The organism is Dietzia natronolimnaea (genome assembly GCF_002289575.1).
GTDB classification, from domain to species: Bacteria; Actinomycetota; Actinomycetes; order Mycobacteriales; family Mycobacteriaceae; genus Dietzia; species Dietzia natronolimnaea_A.
In genome coordinates, this window is the sequence record NZ_NTGA01000036.1 from 13,084 (window position 1) to 30,202 (window position 17,119).

The 17,119-nt window shown below is 69.9% G+C and carries 15 protein-coding genes; 9 read left to right on the top strand and 6 right to left on the bottom strand.

What is annotated here, in order from left to right; all coding sequences use genetic code 11:
- Positions 1–243: 243 nt before the first annotated feature.
- From CEY15_RS16355 to CEY15_RS16375, 5 genes are all read right to left on the bottom strand, one after another.
- A complete protein-coding gene (locus tag CEY15_RS16355) occupies positions 244–435 on the bottom strand; it encodes a CDGSH iron-sulfur domain-containing protein (RefSeq protein WP_042328707.1) in 192 nt (63 codons plus the stop codon).
- Between the two features lie 40 nt (positions 436–475).
- Positions 476–1,144: a HemK2/MTQ2 family protein methyltransferase gene (locus CEY15_RS16360; RefSeq protein WP_095719320.1), complete on the bottom strand. Its 669-nt coding sequence runs from the start codon at positions 1,142–1,144 to the stop codon at positions 476–478.
- A gap of 97 nt (positions 1,145–1,241) precedes the next feature.
- Positions 1,242–1,799 carry a hypothetical protein gene (locus CEY15_RS18550; RefSeq protein WP_095719321.1) on the bottom strand — a complete coding sequence of 186 codons (558 nt, stop codon included), beginning with the start codon at positions 1,797–1,799 and terminating at the stop codon, positions 1,242–1,244.
- 23 nt (positions 1,800–1,822) lie between these two features.
- Positions 1,823–2,911 carry an inositol-3-phosphate synthase gene (locus CEY15_RS16370; protein WP_017835234.1) on the bottom strand — a complete coding sequence of 363 codons (1,089 nt, stop codon included), beginning with the start codon at positions 2,909–2,911 and terminating at the stop codon, positions 1,823–1,825.
- Positions 2,908–3,459: a PadR family transcriptional regulator gene (locus tag CEY15_RS16375; RefSeq protein WP_095719322.1), complete on the bottom strand. Its 552-nt coding sequence runs from the start codon at positions 3,457–3,459 to the stop codon at positions 2,908–2,910. Before CEY15_RS16375 ends, CEY15_RS16370 begins: the two co-directional genes overlap by 4 nt.
- A gap of 332 nt (positions 3,460–3,791) precedes the next feature.
- Between CEY15_RS16375 and CEY15_RS16380 the strand changes: the two genes are divergently transcribed.
- The 4 genes from CEY15_RS16380 to CEY15_RS16395 all read left to right on the top strand — a co-directional run bounded on the left by CEY15_RS16380 (position 3,792) and on the right by CEY15_RS16395 (position 8,485).
- Positions 3,792–4,190, top strand: coding sequence for a DUF5318 family protein (locus CEY15_RS16380; RefSeq protein WP_176475163.1), 399 nt, complete (start codon positions 3,792–3,794; stop codon positions 4,188–4,190).
- A gap of 164 nt (positions 4,191–4,354) precedes the next feature.
- Positions 4,355–6,631 carry a transglycosylase domain-containing protein gene (locus CEY15_RS16385; RefSeq protein WP_095719324.1) on the top strand — a complete coding sequence of 759 codons (2,277 nt, stop codon included), beginning with the start codon at positions 4,355–4,357 and terminating at the stop codon, positions 6,629–6,631.
- Positions 6,632–6,659: 28 nt separating this feature from the next.
- Positions 6,660–8,297, top strand: a complete 1,638-nt coding sequence (locus tag CEY15_RS16390; RefSeq protein WP_245847678.1) for a glycosyltransferase family 87 protein — start codon at positions 6,660–6,662, stop codon at positions 8,295–8,297.
- Positions 8,294–8,485, top strand: a complete 192-nt coding sequence (locus CEY15_RS16395; protein WP_017835239.1) for a hypothetical protein — start codon at positions 8,294–8,296, stop codon at positions 8,483–8,485. Before CEY15_RS16390 ends, CEY15_RS16395 begins: the two co-directional genes overlap by 4 nt.
- 17 nt (positions 8,486–8,502) lie before the next feature.
- Here the strand turns inward: CEY15_RS16395 and CEY15_RS16400 are convergent, their stop codons facing one another.
- Positions 8,503–12,408, bottom strand: a complete 3,906-nt coding sequence (locus CEY15_RS16400; protein ID WP_176475162.1) for an NACHT and WD repeat domain-containing protein — start codon at positions 12,406–12,408, stop codon at positions 8,503–8,505.
- Between the two features lie 175 nt (positions 12,409–12,583).
- Between CEY15_RS16400 and CEY15_RS19035 the strand changes: the two genes are divergently transcribed.
- The 5 genes from CEY15_RS19035 (at position 12,584) to dnaB (ending at position 16,931) form a co-directional block, all read left to right on the top strand.
- Complete coding sequence (locus CEY15_RS19035; RefSeq protein ID WP_281254074.1) at positions 12,584–12,925, top strand: LuxR C-terminal-related transcriptional regulator; 342 nt, start codon at positions 12,584–12,586, stop codon at positions 12,923–12,925.
- A gap of 189 nt (positions 12,926–13,114) precedes the next feature.
- A complete protein-coding gene (gene rpsF / locus CEY15_RS16410) occupies positions 13,115–13,402 on the top strand; it encodes a 30S ribosomal protein S6 (RefSeq protein WP_031264380.1) in 288 nt (95 codons plus the stop codon).
- Between the two features lie 89 nt (positions 13,403–13,491).
- Positions 13,492–14,064 (top strand): single-stranded DNA-binding protein, encoded by a 573-nt coding sequence (locus CEY15_RS16415; RefSeq protein ID WP_095719327.1) that lies wholly within the window; start codon positions 13,492–13,494, stop codon positions 14,062–14,064.
- Positions 14,065–14,180: 116 nt separating this feature from the next.
- A complete protein-coding gene (gene rplI, locus CEY15_RS16420) occupies positions 14,181–14,633 on the top strand; it encodes a 50S ribosomal protein L9 (RefSeq protein WP_095719328.1) in 453 nt (150 codons plus the stop codon).
- Positions 14,634–15,140: 507 nt separating this feature from the next.
- Positions 15,141–16,931, top strand: coding sequence for a replicative DNA helicase (dnaB, locus tag CEY15_RS16425; protein WP_176475164.1), 1,791 nt, complete (start codon positions 15,141–15,143; stop codon positions 16,929–16,931).
- The last annotated feature ends 188 nt before the right edge of the window (positions 16,932–17,119 follow it).

The following is a 17,119-nucleotide window of genomic DNA, read 5'->3' on the forward strand; positions in this document are numbered from 1 at the left end:
GCCTCGCGCCCCTCCGCGCGGCATCCGCTCGCGCGCCTGCACACCCCACTGGGCATCCGCTCGCGCGCCTGTACGCCTGACACCCAGCCGCCCGCCGCGATGCACTCTGGCGCGCACAGAGGGGCAGGCGCGCGTTCATCGAGGGGAGCGGATGCGGAAAGGGGGGAGGTGAGCGGCGGAACGGTGAGGGCACGACCCGGCCCAGGCTCAGTTGTGGTCGCCGGCTCGGTCGTGGTCGCAGGCTCAGTCGTCGGCGCCGGCTGAGGTGTCGGCAGGGGATTCGGTAGACGTGGCCCGGATCTTGCGACGATGGCTGGTGTCACACAGCGGGTAGGTCTTGCTGCGCCGGCAGGTGCACACGGCCACCATGAAGCGGTCGGAGCAGACACGGGCGCCGTCGTCGGTGACCAGGTCGACCGGCCCCTCTACCAACATGGGGCCGCCGGGGACGATCCGGACCACCCGCGCATCGCGATTACCTCCGGTCGACACGGATCACCACCAGTTCCTCCACCCGCCGTCCGGGCTCGAGCAGGCCGGCGGCCTCGAGCCGCGCGGCGTATCGGAGCATCACCGGACCGAACTCCACGACCTGACTCGCGACCTCGCGGGCGTCGAACCCGGCCCGCTCAAGCCGGGCGATGGTCTGGGGCGGGTCGGAGAACTCGGAATGCACGATGAGCATGCTCCCGCCCGGGGCCACGAGGTCGGGCGCGAGGTCGCACAACTCATCCAGGACCACCCGCCCGTCGGCGCCGGCGTCCCAGGCGCGGTTGGGTCCGGTCCCGCTCAGCGGCGTGTCCGAGGGGACGTAGGGCGGGTTCGACACCACCACGTCGAACGGCCCGGCCAGTCGGGCGTCGGCGAGTGTTCCCACGCGCGCGTCCACCCGCACCCCGGCTCGTTCGGCGTTGCGTGTCGCGCACGCGACGGCGGCGGGGGAGATGTCAAAGGCGACGACCTCCCGCGCACCGCGCAGTGCGGTCTCGACGGCGAGGATCCCGCTTCCTGTACAGATGTCGAGGACCCGCTTGCCGGTGACCAGGTCGGCCTGATCGAGCGCCTCGCAGAGCAGCCACGAGTCGGCCTGCGGCGCGTAGACGCCGTCGTCGACCTCGATATGCGCTAACCGTGTCTGGGTCATCGGGGCCTCCGGTGGGGGTCGTCGGATGAGAGCGGTCGGGGATCGAATGATGTGAGCAGTCAATCCCCGGACCGGGGCCCCTGCAACCGCTAGACCCCTAGCGCTGCCAGTACAGTCCGCCGGGAACGTCGCCGCCCCCGGTGAGGCGGCAGGTCAGCACGGTGCCCTCCGGCGTGGTCACCGCCAGGCCCTCCTGCATACAGGGCCGGTCGAGCAGGGCGGGGCCGGTGCCGTCGGGGCCCGTCCCCTCCGGCTGCGGCAGCCACAGCGGGCCGGCCCCGCCCGGATCCTCCAGGCAGAACAGGGGTGAGCCGTCCTCCGCCTGGGCCAGTTCGCCGACCAGGTGGCAGGGGCCGCCGGCGCCCACGACGTTCGCGGGTAGTTGGGTCGAACCCGGCGACACCGGTGCGGCGGGGGCCGCGGGCACCGTGGCCGCGGGGACGGGATCGACGGTCTCCGCCACGGGCGACGGGGACGGGGGAGCCGACGACGACGACGTGGTCACCTGCGAGGTCGGCGAGGCGGGGGCTGCGACCTCCTCCGTGCCCGAACAGCCGGTGAGTGCGACTCCGGCCGCCGTCGCGAGTGCGAGGGCGGCCGGGACACGGCGACGTCCGGTGGTCGAGAATGGGCGATCCGTCGCGGTGGGAGTCATGCGTTCCTGTTCTTCCTGCTGTGTCAGGCCCCGATGATGAAGGCCTCGAGTTCGGCGCGGGCCTTGTCGTCGGCCATCTGCTCCGGCGGGGACTTCATGAGGTACGCCGACGCCGGCAGGATCGGCCCGCCGATGCCGCGGTCCTTGGCGATCTTGGCCGCCCGGACGGCGTCGATGATGATGCCGGCCGAGTTGGGCGAGTCCCACACCTCGAGCTTGTACTCCAGGTTGATGGGCGCGTCGCCGAAGGCGCGTCCCTCGAGCCGAACGTACGCCCACTTGCGGTCGTCGAGCCACTCCACGTAGTCGGAGGGGCCGATGTGCACGTTGCGGTCGTGGATCTTGCCGGCGAGGGAGCCCTCGAGGTTGGAGGTCACGGCCTGGGTCTTGGAGACCTTCTTGGACTCCAGGCGCTCGCGCTCGAGCATATTCTTGAAGTCCATGTTGCCGCCCACGTTGAGCTGGTAGGTGCGGTCCAGCGCGACACCGCGGTCCTCGAACAGCTTGGCCATCACGCGGTGGGTGATGGTGGCGCCGACCTGCGACTTGATGTCGTCACCGACGATCGGTACGCCGGCGGAGCGGAACTTCTCCGCCCACTCGGGGTCGGAGGCGATGAAGACGGGAAGGGCGTTGACAAAGGCGACACCGGCGTCGATGCAGCACTGGGCGTAGAACTTGTCGGCCTCCTCGGAGCCCACCGGCAGGTAGCTGACCACCACGTCGACCTCGGCGTCCCGAAGGGCCTGCACCACGTCCACCGGCTCGGCGTCGGACTCCTCGATGGTCTGCCGGTAGTACTTGCCCAGGCCGTCGAGGGTGGGTCCGCGCTGGACGCTGATCCCGGTCGGCGGCACGTCGCAGAGCGCGAGGGTGTTGTTCTGAGAGGCGGTGATCGCCTCCGCGAGGTCCATGCCGACCTTCTTGCCGTCGACGTCGAACGCGGCGACGAACTCGACGTCCCGGACGTGGTAGTCGCCGAACTTGACGTGCATCAGGCCCGGGACGGTCTGGTCGATCGCCGCGTCCTTGTAGTACTCGACGCCCTGCACGAGCGAGGACGCGCAGTTTCCGACGCCGACGATCGCGACGCGCACCTTCTGGTCGGTCATTGGGGTTCTCCTTGTGATGGGTTCTCTGTCCGGATGAGTTCGTTGATCCAGCGCAGCTCGCGCTCGCTGGTCTCCAGGCCGAGCAGGGTGAGCTGCCGGGCGTAGCGCAGTTCGGACGGGCCGGCGCGTGTCGCCGCGTCCCGTTGGCCCTCGCGGCGCTCCTCGAGGACGCGCCGCCTGCCCTCCAGGAGCCGCACCCGGGCGGGGCCGGGGGTGCGGTCGAAGAAGGCCAGGTGGACGCCGAAGCCGTCGTCGGTGAACGAGGAGGCCCCGGGCGAGTCGAGCAGGGCGGCCAACGTCGCCTTGCCGCCGGGGGTGATGCGGTAGGTCTTGCGACCGCGCCGTGCGGTGGCCGGTGGGCGCGTGGCGGTGGCGGCCGTGGCGTCCTCGACGATGTCCCCCTGGTGCCGGAGGCGACGCAGAGTGGGGTAGAGCGAACCGAAGGACACGGTGCGCACCGTCCCCAGCATCTCGGAGAGGCGCTTGCGCAGTTCGTATCCGTGCATGGGGCGCTCGTCGAGCAGCCCCAGGATCGCCAGATCGAGCACTCCACCCCCTCACCTCGACACCTCATGCCTGCGGGTTTCCGCGACGGTCACCGAGAGTACACCCTCTGATGTATCGGCCCGATATACCTATTCGCGACATCGGACGACACTCACCCTGAACCACACCGGGGACCCACCCCGGGGACCCACACCCTGGACACCCGCTCCGGACTCATACCGGACTCGCCCCTTACTCGCCCCGGACGCATACCGGGACCGCGCCGGGGTCGTAGGCTGGCCCCGTGGACCAGGCCGACTCCCGCTACCGGCGACCCGGCCCCCCGCCGGGGCCGGAGGACCCCACCGGCCGAGAGGCGCTCAGGCGTCGACGGGTGGTGGACTTCGCCCTGCGGCGCCGAGGGGTGTTGGCGGATCTCCGCGAGGGCGTCTCGGCACTGCGGGAGGTGTGCGACGCGGATGTCTATCTGCTGCGTGCGGCCGGTTTCCACGGCGTGGAGACCGAGACCGTATGCCCGGTGTGCCGCAAGGAGAACCTCACCGAGGTGTCGTGGGTGTTCGGCGACGACCTGGGTACCGCCTCCGGTTCGGCGCGGAGCGCGGACGAGATCGAACAGCTGGCGCTGACCCACGACGCGTTCACCGTCCACGTGGTGGAGGTGTGCCGCAGTTGCTCGTGGAACCACCTTGTGGAGTCGTATGAGGTGGGTCTCGCCTCGGGGGAGGGCAGGCGCGTCCGTCGGGCCGTCAGGGAGCTACGCCGCCACCGCTGATCACGCTCCGTGACCATCGCCGGGCGCGCTCTGTGAGCCCCGCCGGGCGCCGTACCCGGGTGCACTGGATTCCGGGTGGAGCGCGATTTCGTACACAATGGACCCCATGCACCGTCAGCGGGGGTCGCCCGTGTCGGTCGTAGCTGTTCGCAGGAGGGTGGAAGATGTCGCAGAGTGACAGGACGCGTGGGGGATCCGACGGGGGTCGGGACGACTCCGCGCACCGGCGCGGCTGGTTTCGACGCCACCCGGCCTGGACGACGCTGATCCTCGTCGTCGTCGTCCTCCTGGTGATCCCGCTCGTGATCGTCGGGGTGGTCTACAACCGCACCGAGATCCCCCGCCCGGGCAGCGTGGCCACCAACCAGATCTCCGAGATCTACACCAACGACGGTTCGACCATGATCGGGCGCATCGTCCCACCGGAGGGCAACCGGACCCTGGTGGAGGTCGACGCGATCCCCGTGCACGTGCGCAACGCCGTGATCGCCGCGGAGGACCGCAGCTTCTACACCAACGAGGGGTACGACCCCACGGGCATCGGGCGCGCGGTGATCGGGCAGATCACCGGCGAGGCGAGCGCCGGCGGTGGCTCGACCATCACCCAGCAGTACGTCAAGAACACCATGGTCGGTGACGCTCCCACCTACGAGCGCAAGGCCCAGGAGATCATCATCGCGGCCAAGATGACCAACGAATGGTCCAAGGACCAGATCCTCGGGGCCTACCTCAACACCATCTACTTCGGCCGTGGTGCCTACGGGATCGCCGCCGCGTCCACCGCGTACTTCAACAAGCCGGTCGAGAACCTCACCGTCGAGGAGGGCGCGCTGCTCGCCGGTGTCATCCAGTCCCCCTCGGCCCTGGACCCGCTCAACAACGCCGTCGCCTCCGAGAACCGCTGGAACTACGTCATGGACGGCATGCGGGACATGGGGGCCATCGACGCCCAGCAGCGTGGCGCCGCGGTGTTCCCCCAGGTCGTGGAGGATCCCCAGGCGGTGGACCAGAACGTGGGCGACCCCACCAACGGTGCCATCAGGCGCCAGGTGTTGGCGGAGCTCGCGATGGCCGGCCTCGACGAGCAGATGCTCAACACCCGCGGGCTCAGGATCACCACCACGATCGACCCCGCGACCCAGGAGGCGGTGGTCCAGGCCGCCCGCAGCAACATGCAGGGCGAGCGGCCGGAGAACCGCACCGCGGTGGTCTCGATCAACCCCCGCACGGGCGGCGTGATCGGCTACTACGGCGGAGAGGACGCCGAGGGATGGGACTACGCCAACGCCCCGCTGCAGACCGGCTCGACCTTCAAGATCTTCGGCGTGGCCGCCGCCCTCGAGCAGGGCATCGGGTTGGGCACCCAGATCTCCTCGGCGCCGGTGACCACCGGAAACGTCACCGTCACCAACGTCGACGGTCAGTCCTGCGGGTCGTGCTCGGTGTCGCTGGCGCTCAAGATGTCCCTCAACACCTCGTTCATCCGCCTGCAGAGGATGCTCGACAACGGGGCCAACGACGTCCGGGACATGGCCCACCGCGCGGGCGTCGCCAAGGAGATCCCCGGTCTGCCCTGGGAGACGCTCACCGAGCAGGGCGAGGACCCCTATGACGGCCTGATCCTGGGCCAGTACCCGATCCGGGTGCGCGACATGGCCACCGGCCTGGCCACGTTCGCGGCCGAGGGCGTGCACCGGCCCACCCACTTCATCGAGAAGGTCGAGACGGCCGACGGCGAGGTCCTGCTGGACAACACGGAGCCCGAGGGGGAGCGGGTGGTCGACGCCGACGTGGCCAACAACCTCACCTCCGCGATGGAGCCGATCGCCGCGTACTCCAACGGCAAGTCGCTTGCCGGAGGCCGTCCCTCCGCCGCCAAGTCCGGCACCACCCAGCTCGGCGACACCGGCTACAACAAGGACGCCTGGTTCGTGGGTTACACCCCGTCCATCGCCACCGCGGTGTGGGTGGGGACCGACGACAACCAGCCCCTGCTCAACGCATGGGGCGGCACGATGTACGGGTCCGGGCTCCCCGCGGACATCTGGAAGTCCGCGATGGACGGCGCCCTGTCCGGCACGGACTGGGAGAGCTTCCCGGCTCCCGGGTACATCGGCGGCCAGGCCGGCGCGTCCCAGTGGGAGTCGGCCGGATCGGGGACCGGGAACACCGGGGGCACCGCCGGCACCCAGCAGAACACCCCGCAACCCAGCGCCGAGCCCGCCCCGGTGGAGCCCGCGCCTGCGCCCGGGGCCCCGGGTCCGCTCACGCTCAACGTGCCGGGGCTGCCGGAGATCGTGATCCCGGGTGCCGGAGCTCCCGTCCCGGCTCCCGCTCCCGCCCCGGCCCCCGCGCCCGCTCCGGCCCCGGTCCCGGGCGGGGGAGGCAACGGCGGAGGTACGGGCGATGGAGCCGGTGACGCGGGAGACGGCGGGGCCTGACCCGGATACCGTGCACTAGGGTGTGGTCGTGCAGAGCAACGGCCACCACTCCCCGCTGCCGCTGGACGAGGACCCCCGCTCGCTGAGCCCGCAGGACCGGGTACGACCTGGTGACGGGGCCGGCAGGACGGTCCTGGACGCGTGGGGTGGCCCGGTCGGCAGGCACGCGGTCGTGGGACGGCAGCGGTTCTGGACACCACTGCGCGTGATCATGCTGTTCGCGGTGCTGTTCCTGTCCCTCGGGTTCTTCTCCAAGGCCGCCTGCCTGGTCACCACCACCCCCACCGACGGGTCCGCGCCGGGGCTCAACTGGACCGGGCAGCAGTACTACAAGGCCTGCTACGCCGATCCGCTCCCGCTCTACGCGGTCCAGGGCCTGGCCGCGGGCGAGCTGCCCTACCGGTACATGTGGGTGGACGACGACGGCGGCGCCCGCTACATGGAGTACCCGGTGCTGTCCGGGATGTTCCAGTACGTCACCGCCCAGGCCGCGCAGGCCTGGCACTCCCTCGCCCCCGGTGGCCCCATCGAGGTGGTCAAGTACTTCGTGCTCGGTTGCGTGATCCTGGCGTTCCTGTGGATGGTCGCCGTGTGGGCCACCTACCTGTCGGCCGGGCGCAGGCCGTGGGACACGCTGCTCATGGCGGCCAGCCCGCTGATCATCTTCCAGGCCTTCACCAACTACGACCTGATGGCGGTCGCGTTCGCGTCCGTGGCGTTGTTGCTGTGGGCGCGCAGCAGACCGGTGTGGGCGGGCGTCGTCCTGGGGCTCGGCGTGGCGGCCAAACTCTATCCGTTGTTCCTGTTCGGGGCCTTGCTGGTGGTGGCACTCCGGCGGCGACGATTCGTCGAGTTGGGCAAGGCGGTCGCCGCCGCGGTGGCGGCGTGGCTGGCGGTGAACCTGCCCGTCATGATCCCGTTCCCGGAGGGCTGGAGGGAGTTCTTCCGGCTCAACTCGGACAGGCCCGCCAACCCCGAGAGCATCTACGCCGTCATACAGACCCTGACGGGCTGGGAGGGTTTCGACGCCGGACGCGCCGCGGGCGAGGCCCCCGCCACACTTAACGCCGTGTCCCTTGCTCTGTTCGCCCTGGGCTGCGTGGCCGTTCTGGTGATCGGCCTCACCGCGTCCACCACCCCGCGGATCGCCCAGTTGGCGTTCCTCATCGTGGCGGTCTTCCTGCTCACCAACAAGGTGTGGAGCCCGCAGTACTCGCTGTGGCTGGTCCCGCTCGCGGTACTGGCGGTGCCGCGGGCCAAGCTGCTGGTGCCGTGGATGGTCGTCGACGCCCTGCTGTGGGTGGCACACATGTCCTATTTCCACGGGGTCGCCGAGAAGGGGATCGGGGCGGAGACGTTCCACCCGCTCGTGCTGGTGCGCGACCTGCTGGTGGTGGCCGTCTGCGTGGTGGTGATCCGCGAGATCTACCGGCCGCACCTGGACCTGGTCCGGCTGGCGCACCAGGGCACACCCGAGGGGCCGGACCCCCTGGCCGGGGTGCTCGCCGATCCTGGGGAACCGCTGGTCGGCCCACCGGCCGGTGCCGGCGGCCATGACGACGACGATGGCAACGACGATGGCAACGCCGATGGCAACGCCCATGGCCACGACGATGACGACGACGGGTCCCGCCGGGTCCGTCAGAGGGAGGACACCACCGGATGAGCACCACCGCGATGATCTGGATGTTCCTGTGCATCCTCATCGGATTCGTCTGCATGGTCACCGCCGCCGGCGGTCATCGTGCGGGCTGGCGCCAACCCGTGTGGATCTCCTGGACCGTGGCGGCATTCCTCTTTCTCACGGTGATACCCGTGGCCCTGGCGTTGACGATCGGCCTGCGGCACGGGTGAGGCTGCTCGATCGGTGATCAGTCGCACAGGTCGAACGGCTCGGTGTCCGGGAAGTGACGGGCCCATTCCTCCGCGGTGAGCTGCACCCCGCCGGCGCACGCCTCGTCGATCACCCGGTCCACGTCGAGCCGCCACATCCAGATGGCGCCTTCCGTCCCGACGGCGAGCACATCCCCCTCGGGGGATGCTGCCCGCGCCTGGTAGAGCAGGGCGTCGGTGGTGCCGGCGAGGACGGCCCACGGTCGCGGGGTGCCGGGGTCGGTGATGTCGACGACGGAGACCTGCCCCGTGCTCGAGGTGAGCACGACCCGCGAATCGTCCGCCGAGAACCCGGCCCAGTAGATCTCGCCGGGCGGTGCGACGAACGAGGACAGTTCGCGAGGGGCGGTGGGATCGCTCGCATCCCACAGTCGCACGGTCTTGTCGCCCCCCGAGGTGACCAGGAGCGGTGAGTCGTGGGCGTATCCGGCCGCCGGGGAACCACCGATCCCGGTGGTGAGCCGGTGCGCGAACGAGGGCCGGTCCGGGTCGGTGGTGTCGATGATCACCGTCTCCGGTCCGAGCGTGGGCACGACGAGCTGCCGGGAGTCGGAGGAGAACTCGGCCACCACGCACGGGTCGGGCAGTGGGATGGTGACGCGCAGGCTCGGGCGAGTCGGGTCGCTCACGTCGACCAGCCCGAGCTGTCGGTCGGTGTCGCTGCACACGGCCAGCGTGCGGCCGTCCGGGCTGAGCGGGGTGGCCACCACGACCCCACCGGTGACGGGCAGGCTCGCGGTCGAGCGGGTCGCGGAGCCGAAGGGTGCGGTGAACACCTGGATGCCGCCGTCCGCGAGTCCGGCGTAGACCGCCCGGCCGTCCGGGGACATGGCGACGGAACCGCTGAACCTGGTCTCGGGATCGGGGACGACCTGCCCGGTCTCCACCGGTACGGGGCCCGTGGTGTCGACGATCGTGTGGTGGAGCTCGGCGGCGGTGACGCCGAGCACCCCGGTCGTTCGATCCGCGGAGGAGCCCGTCTGGAAGATCGAGTTGGATTCGGAGGCCGCGCCCAGCCGATCGAGTGGCCAGAGCCTGACGAGGCCGTCGACGGAGTAGGTGAGCAGGTGATCCTCGTCCATGAACCGCGCACCGGTGGCGACCTGCGAGGCGGGCAGCTCGATGAGCATCTCGCCGGTGGCACCGTAGACGCGGATCCGTTCGTCGGACCCCGCGGCCGCGAGTCGCCCGGAGTCGTCGTAGGAGACGTCGTTGACATAGGCGTTCCACCCACCGAGGGAGGGCAGGGGGCGGGCCCCGGACAGGTCGCCCCGCTCCACCGCCCATCGCTGGACCGAGCGGTCAGTCGTGCCCGCGGCGATCCGGGTGCCGTCCGGGCTGACGGCGAGGGAGAGCGGGATGGCGACGGGACCGGTGTCGATGTCCGGACCGCGCCTCCCGGACCCATCGGCCGCCGCGTCGAGGAGGGTCTTGATGCCGAACGTACGGTTGGTGACGAGCAGGGTGGACGAATCGGGGAGCCACGCCAGTGCCTCCACCGGCCTGACCGTCTCCGAGCCGGGGTCGGGCGTGGCCACCCGTGCTCCGAGATCGGTCACGGTGGGAATCCCGCCCCGCTCGGCGACCGGCCAGCGCAGGACACGGCCGTCGTGTGAGCCGGCGGCGAGGGTCCGGCCGTCGGGTGAGAAGGCCACGGAGTGGAACGGGGCGTCGTCCGCGTCCAGGGTGGAGAGCGTGACGGGTGCCGAGGTGTCCCGCACGTCGACCAGGTGTACCCCGCCCTGTCCGGCGACGGCCAGGACCGCGCCGTCCGGTGAGAGATCGGAGGAGTGGAGTTCGTGTCTGTCGCCGGAGGTAAGGCCGAGAGCAGCGTGGGGTGGACCGCCGTCCTCGCGGAAGATCCGGAGTGTGCCGTCGGAACCGACCGCGGCGAAGGCACCGGCGTCCGGCAGTGGGATCACCCGTCCGCTACCGGCCGAGGTCTCGAAACGGAGAGGCACATCGGCCCTGCTGGTGTTAAGGAGAGCGGACCGGGCCTCGGTGGTGGGGTGGATCCGATACGCGGCCAGTGCGAGCATCCGGCCGAGGGCGGGGTCTCGGCTGAACGCGGTCGCGGAGGAGACAGCTCCGGAGCGGGACAGTGCCGAATCACGGGTCTCCTGCGCGGTCGCGGTGGCGCGGAGTGCGAAGCCGGTGGCGACGAGCGCCAGGACGGTGACCACCGCGAGCGACCCCGCGAGCGTCGTGAGAGTGCGGATCCGGTTGCGGTCCCGCCGCGCCACGGCCTCGTGGTGGGCGGCGGCGGCGTCCAGGAAGTCCAGCTCGGAGGGCGCCAGATGCACTCCGGAGCTCTCGCTCCGGTCGCGCCACAGCTCGAGATCCGCGCTCGCCGAGGCGGACGGCAGGGCGCCGTCGTCCCGCCCGCTGGCCTCCCAGTCGGCGGCCCAGGAACGCACCCGGCCGAGCACGCGCAGACCCTCCCGGTCGGAGTCGATCCAGTCGACCAGCCGGGGCCAGGAGGAGAAGACGACCTCGTGGGTGGGCGTGACGGCCTCGCCGTCGACCGTGAGCAGCCCCACGTCGGCGAAGGGCGCGGCCACGGCGAGGAGTTCCTCCGACAGCTCCGACAGCGGGGCGCGGCGGCGGACGGTCCGCGCCGATCGGACGTCGACCAGGCGGAGGAAGAGCGCTCGGCAGTCTCTGCGCCCGGTCGGCCCCAGCTGCTGGTAGACGGCTTCGGCGGTGGCCCGGATCGCGCCCTCGGTGCCCCCGGAGGCGTAGTAATCGTCGACGGTGATCCGCCGCCGGCGACTTCGTTCCCAGCAGACCAGCAGGACGTGGGAGAGCAGGGGGAGAAGGGACCGCTCGTCCCCGCCGCCATCCGCCGGGACGACCGTGTCGAGCAGCAGGGTCACCAGCGAGGACTCGACGGTGTAGCCGAGCGAGCGGGCCGGTTCGACGATGATCTCCGCGAGTGCCTCTCTGCTTGGAGGGCCGATCACCACCGGGTCGTCGAGGGCCTCTCGGAGTACCGGTTCCGCTAGGGCGGGCTGGAAGAAGTCGGCGCGCAGTGCGGCGACGGTGGGCAGGCCGCGTGCCGCCCGCTGTGCCAGCAGCTCCAGGACCCCGGCTCGCGTGGCGTCGTCGACGTCGGCGCCCCAGAGCTCCTCCAACTGGTCGACGATCAGGTGGTCCGCCGACCCGGCCAGGTCGGCATCCACCTCCTCAGGTCGGGCGATCACCACCGACGAGCCGTCGTCCGCCCACCGCGGGGCGACACCGGCGGCCAGGAGTGAGGACTTCCCGGAACCGGACGCCCCCACCACCATCAGGATCCGCGTACGCCCCTCGGCACTCCGGCGCAGGACCAGCTCGATCTCTGGTGCGCGGCCGTGGAACAGAGGTGAGTCGAGGGCGTCGTACGGTCGGAGGCCGACATACGGACTGTCGGAGTCGGTCGGCCGGGGGACCGCAGAACGCGGGGGGACGCGGTCGCGTGCCGACGGCGTCCCGGACGGTGCCCCGTCCTCGGACCCGGAACCCGGGCCCGTCTCGCCGGTGCGGTCCGCGTCGGCCCCCCGAGGCCCGGCCCGTCGGGGTCCGGGGCGGGAGCGGACCCGTTCGACGGCCGCGAGCCACTCGTCAGTGTTTCCGGTGTCCCCGTTGACCCCGTTGACCCCGAGGAGGTCGAGCACGGTGACGAGGGTGGCCTCGCTCGATCGCGTGGGGACGTGCTGTCCGGAGAACCAGCCGGAGGCCGTTCCAAGGGTGAGCGCCGGCACGAGACGCACCACATCCCGGACGGACATCCCGGCGGCCGCACGGAGTGCCGTGAGGGCTGCTCCGAGCTCCTCGCGTGTCTGAACCTGAGAGGGGTCTGAAGCCTCGTGGGCAGCGTTGGGAGGTCCGGGAGTGGTGTCCACGGTAAACATCGTACGGTCCGGATTTCCGCATCTGGGGCGGCTTATGCGCTTCTTGCAGGGATTTCCCACGATCGTACGACATCGCCGTACGGACTCGTACGGACAATTCGCCCACGGATGACCAGCTGAGGATGCCGCAGCACTATTAGCTCACTCTCACCTGACGGAGGACTTCGTGACTGCCACACTCCCTTTCACGCCGACCCGCGACACCACTCGCCGGACCGATATTCGGCCCACCTCGCCCCCGTCGCCGTGTCCGGCGCCGTGTCCGGCACCGCATCCGACACCTCGCCCTGACCTCAGCGAGCGCGAGGTCGAGGTGCTGATCGCCTGGCTCGCCTGCGACAGCAAGCGGGAGGTCACCGAGCGCCTGTTCCTCGCGGACTCCACCGTCAGCACCTACATCCAGCGGGTGCGGTCGAAGTACGACGCGGTGGGCCGTCCTGCCCGGACGAAGGTGCGACTGCTGGTGCGCGCGGTCGAGGACGGGTACATCGGGCTCGACGATCTCTGACGGGTCACACGGGTCAGACAGGCCATCGGGGGTCACAGTGGCCCGAGGGGTCGGGCGGGGCCACGGCCCCGGGGGATTTCGTTCGCCGAGCGCACGCGGGGTAGCCTTACCGGGTTGCTGACGCAACGACCCTCCTGCCACGGAGATCCCGTGGCCGAATCTGTAGTCCACAGGAGGTGATGAGGTCCCATGCGTCAATACGAAGTGATGGTCATCCTCGATCCGAGTCTCGACGAGCGCACCGTGGCGCCGTCGCTGGACACGTTCCTCAACGTGATCCGGCAAGAGGGCGGCTCGGTCGACAAGGTCGATGTCTGGGGCAAGCGCCGCTTCGCCTACGAGATCAACAAGCAGACCGAGGGCATCTACGCCGTCGTCCAGATCAAGTCCGACCCGGACGCGGTCAAGGAGCTGGATCGCCAGCTCGGACTGAACGAGAACGTGCTCCGCACCAAGGTGCTCCGCGCCGACAAGTGACCCGGGCCCGCCGGCTCGCCCGCTAACCTGGGCATGGTCGGTCGAGCTCCGATCACATCCACCTGAGCGTCAACACGGAGGACAAGCGCATGGCACAGGGCGACACCCCCATCACCGTGGTCGGGAACATCGTCGCGGACCCCGAGCTGCGGTTCACGCCGTCGGGTGCCGCGGTGGCGAACTTCCGGATCGCCTCGACGCCGCGCCGCTTCAACTCCCAGACCAACCAGTGGGAGGACGGCGAAGGCCTGTTCCTCACCTGCAACGTGTGGCGTCAGGCCGCCGAGAACGTGGCGGAGTCCCTGCAGAAGGGGATGCGCGTCATCGTCAACGGTCGCCTGCGTCAACGGTCGTACGAGACCCGTGAGGGCGAGAAGCGCACGGTCTACGAGGTGGAGGTCGACGAGGTCGGCCCGTCGCTTAAGTACGCCACGGCCAAGGTCACCCGCACCAACCGCGATGGCGGCGGGGGCGGTTTCCAGGGTGGTGGCCAGCAGGGCGGCGGTCAGCAGGGCGGCGGATTCCAGTCCGGCGGCCAGTCGCAGGGCGGTTACGGCGGCGGCCAGGGCGGCGGCCAGCAGAACGACGATCCGTGGGGCAGCGCTCCCCGGGCCGGCGGTTCCGGTGGCTTCGGCGGCATGGACGACGAGCCCCCGTTCTGACCCCAGGGTCTTTTCCCTCGGGGCGCGAGATGCGCCCCACCCCATAAGCAAGAGACATGACCTCGCGAGAGTCCGGCCCCGGTCGGCTCGTCGGAGGAAAGAAAGGTAGACGGATCATGAAGCTGATCCTCACCGCCGACGTCGACAAGCTCGGTGCGCCGGGCGACATCGTCGAGGTCAAGGGCGGATACGGTCGCAACTTCCTGCTCCCGCGCGGGCTGGCCATCGTGGCCACCCCGGGCGCCGAGCGTCAGATCGAGTCGATCAAGCGGGTCCAGGAGGCCCGTGAGGTGCGCGACTCGGACCACGCCAACGAGCTCAAGCAAAAGCTCGAGTCGCTCGCGGACGTCAAGGTCGCGGTCAAGACCTCCGACACCGGCAAGCTGTTCGGCTCGGTCACCGCGGGCGACGTCGCGTCCGCGATCAAGTCGGCCGGGGGGCCGGCGGTCGACAAGCGCGCCGTCCACATGCCCAAGGAGCACATCAAGTCGACCGGCGCCCAGAGCGTCGTCGTCGAACTGGGTCACGACACGACCGCCAAGGTCGCGTTCGAGGTCGTTCCCGCCTGATCTCCCACGAAGGGCCCCGGTCGTCGTCCGAGACGGCCGGGGCCTTCGTCATGGACGCCCCGGGGTTGTGGACCGCCTGTGGATAACGCCGGCGGCTAAATACAATGGTGTCGGTTCCGATACCGATAATGTTCATCTTTCGTTACCTATTGCGTCGACGAGGGGTTCGTGTTAACGGCAGCTCTCCACCGACCACCGCGGCGACAAAGTAGGGGATGACCAGCACGTTTGTTCATTCGCGACCGTGTACTCCACTGGTTGTCCACAGGTGGCCCGGCGTCGGCCCAGCGAATCGCACATTCATCCACAGTTGTCCACAGTCGGCCACCAACGATTGTGGAGAAACCTGTGGATAACTTGATGGGTGACTGCCGGGCGTGTCGCTCCGGTGGCCTACAGTGAACTGGTCACGCGGAGCAGGCGAGTCGGCTCGGGAGTACCGCACGCGAGGGCGTGAGGCGGAGAGGAGAGGTCATGGCGCAGGGGGGATTCGACGGATCCGACGAGATGCCGCCTCCGCCTGACGAGGGTGGGGGCTCGGACTTCGGTCGCACCCCGCCGCAGGATCTCACCGCGGAGCAGTCGGTGCTGGGCGGGATGCTCCTCAGCAAGGACGCCATCGCGGACGTGGTGGAGGAGATCCAGCCGGGCGACTTCTACAAACCGTCGCACCAGGCCGTCTATGACGTGATCCTGGACCTCTACGCCCGCGGCGAGCCGGCGGACGCCGTCACCGTGGCCGCCGAGCTGGACCGGCGTGGCGATCTCCGGAGGGCCGGCGGGGCCACCTACCTCCACACGCTCATCTCCACCGTTCCCACGGCCGCCAACGCCGGGTATTACGCGCAGATCGTCTCGGAGAAGGCGATCCTGCGCCGCCTGGTCGACGCGGGCACGCGAATCGTGCAGTTCGGCTACTCGGGGTCCGAGGGCGCCGACGTGGCCGAGGTCGTGGACCGGGCGCAGGCGGAGATCTTCGAGGTGACCGAGCGCCGGACCACCGAGGACTACGTGATCATCGAGGAGCTCCTGCAGCCCACGATGGACGAGATCGACGCCATCCACACCGCCGGCGGGCTGAGCAACGGTGTCCCCACGGGCTTCGCCGACCTCGACGCCGTCACCAACGGCCTCCACGGCGGGCAGATGATCATCATCGCCGCCCGCCCCGGCGTCGGTAAGGCCCTCGCCCTGGACACCGTCCTCCCGACCCCGGACGGTGAGACGACCATGGGGGAGGTGGGCGTCGGCGACCGGGTGCTCGGCTCCGACGGGCAGCCGACCGAGGTGGTGGCTGTGACCGAGGTGTGGGAGGACCGTCCCTGCTTCACTCTGCGGTTCAACGACGGCGCGGAGATCGTGGCCGACGCGGAGCACGAGTGGCGGATCGAGATGGGCGGCACCCACCAGACCGTCACCACCAAGTCCCTCGAGACGCTGATGCTGGTGAGCGACTTCGGGATCCTCGTGCCCGAGAGCGCCGGTTCGGGCCGACCCGACCGGCTGATCATCGACGTCCGGGGCGCGCACAGCGTGCCGGTGAGGTGCATCGAGGTGGCCGCCGACGATCACCTGTACCTGGCCGGCCCCACCGCGATCCCCACGCACAACTCCACCATCGGCCTGGACATCATGCGCTCGTGCTCGATCAAGAACGGGCTCTCCTCCGTGCTGTTCTCCCTCGAGATGAGCAAGACCGAGATCGTCATGCGCCTCATGAGCGCCGAGGCACGCGTCAAGCTCTCCGACATGAAGTCGGGAAAGATGAGCGACGAGGACTGGACCCGCATGGCCCGGCGGATGGGCGAGATCTCCGAGGCGCCGCTGTTCATCGACGACTCGCCCAACCTCACCATGATGGAGATCCGGGCCAAGGCCCGCCGTCTCAAGCAGAAGCACGACCTGCGCCTGATCGTGGTGGACTACCTGCAGCTGATGTCCAGTGGCAAGAAGGTCGAGTCCCGCCAGCAGGAGGTCTCCGAGTTCTCCCGCCAGCTCAAACTGCTGGCCAAGGAGCTCGACGTACCCCTGATCGCCATCTCCCAGCTGAACCGTGGCCCCGAGCAGCGCACCGACAAGCGGCCCCAGGTCTCCGACCTCCGCGAGTCCGGCTCGCTGGAGCAGGACGCTGACATCGTCATGCTGCTCCACCGCCCCGACTCCACCGAGCGCGACGACCCCCGCGCCGGCGAGGCCGACCTGATCCTGGGCAAGCACCGTGGCGGCCCGACCTCCACCATCACCGTGGCCCACCAGCTGCACTACTCGCGGTTCGTCGACATGGCGCGGGGGTTGTAGGTGCCGTGTCGGTTCTCAAGACCCTGTCGGTTTCTCACTTGGGTGTCGTACGGCCTGTAGCGATCTGTCATCCACAGAATGCGGCTGAGAGAGGCGGGGCTCGCCTGCGCGTTCAGTCGGGGCCTACTCAACCTCTGCTGATGTGAGCGTGGTACTGTCTGGAGTGTTCCCGCTAAAGTGGCCACTGC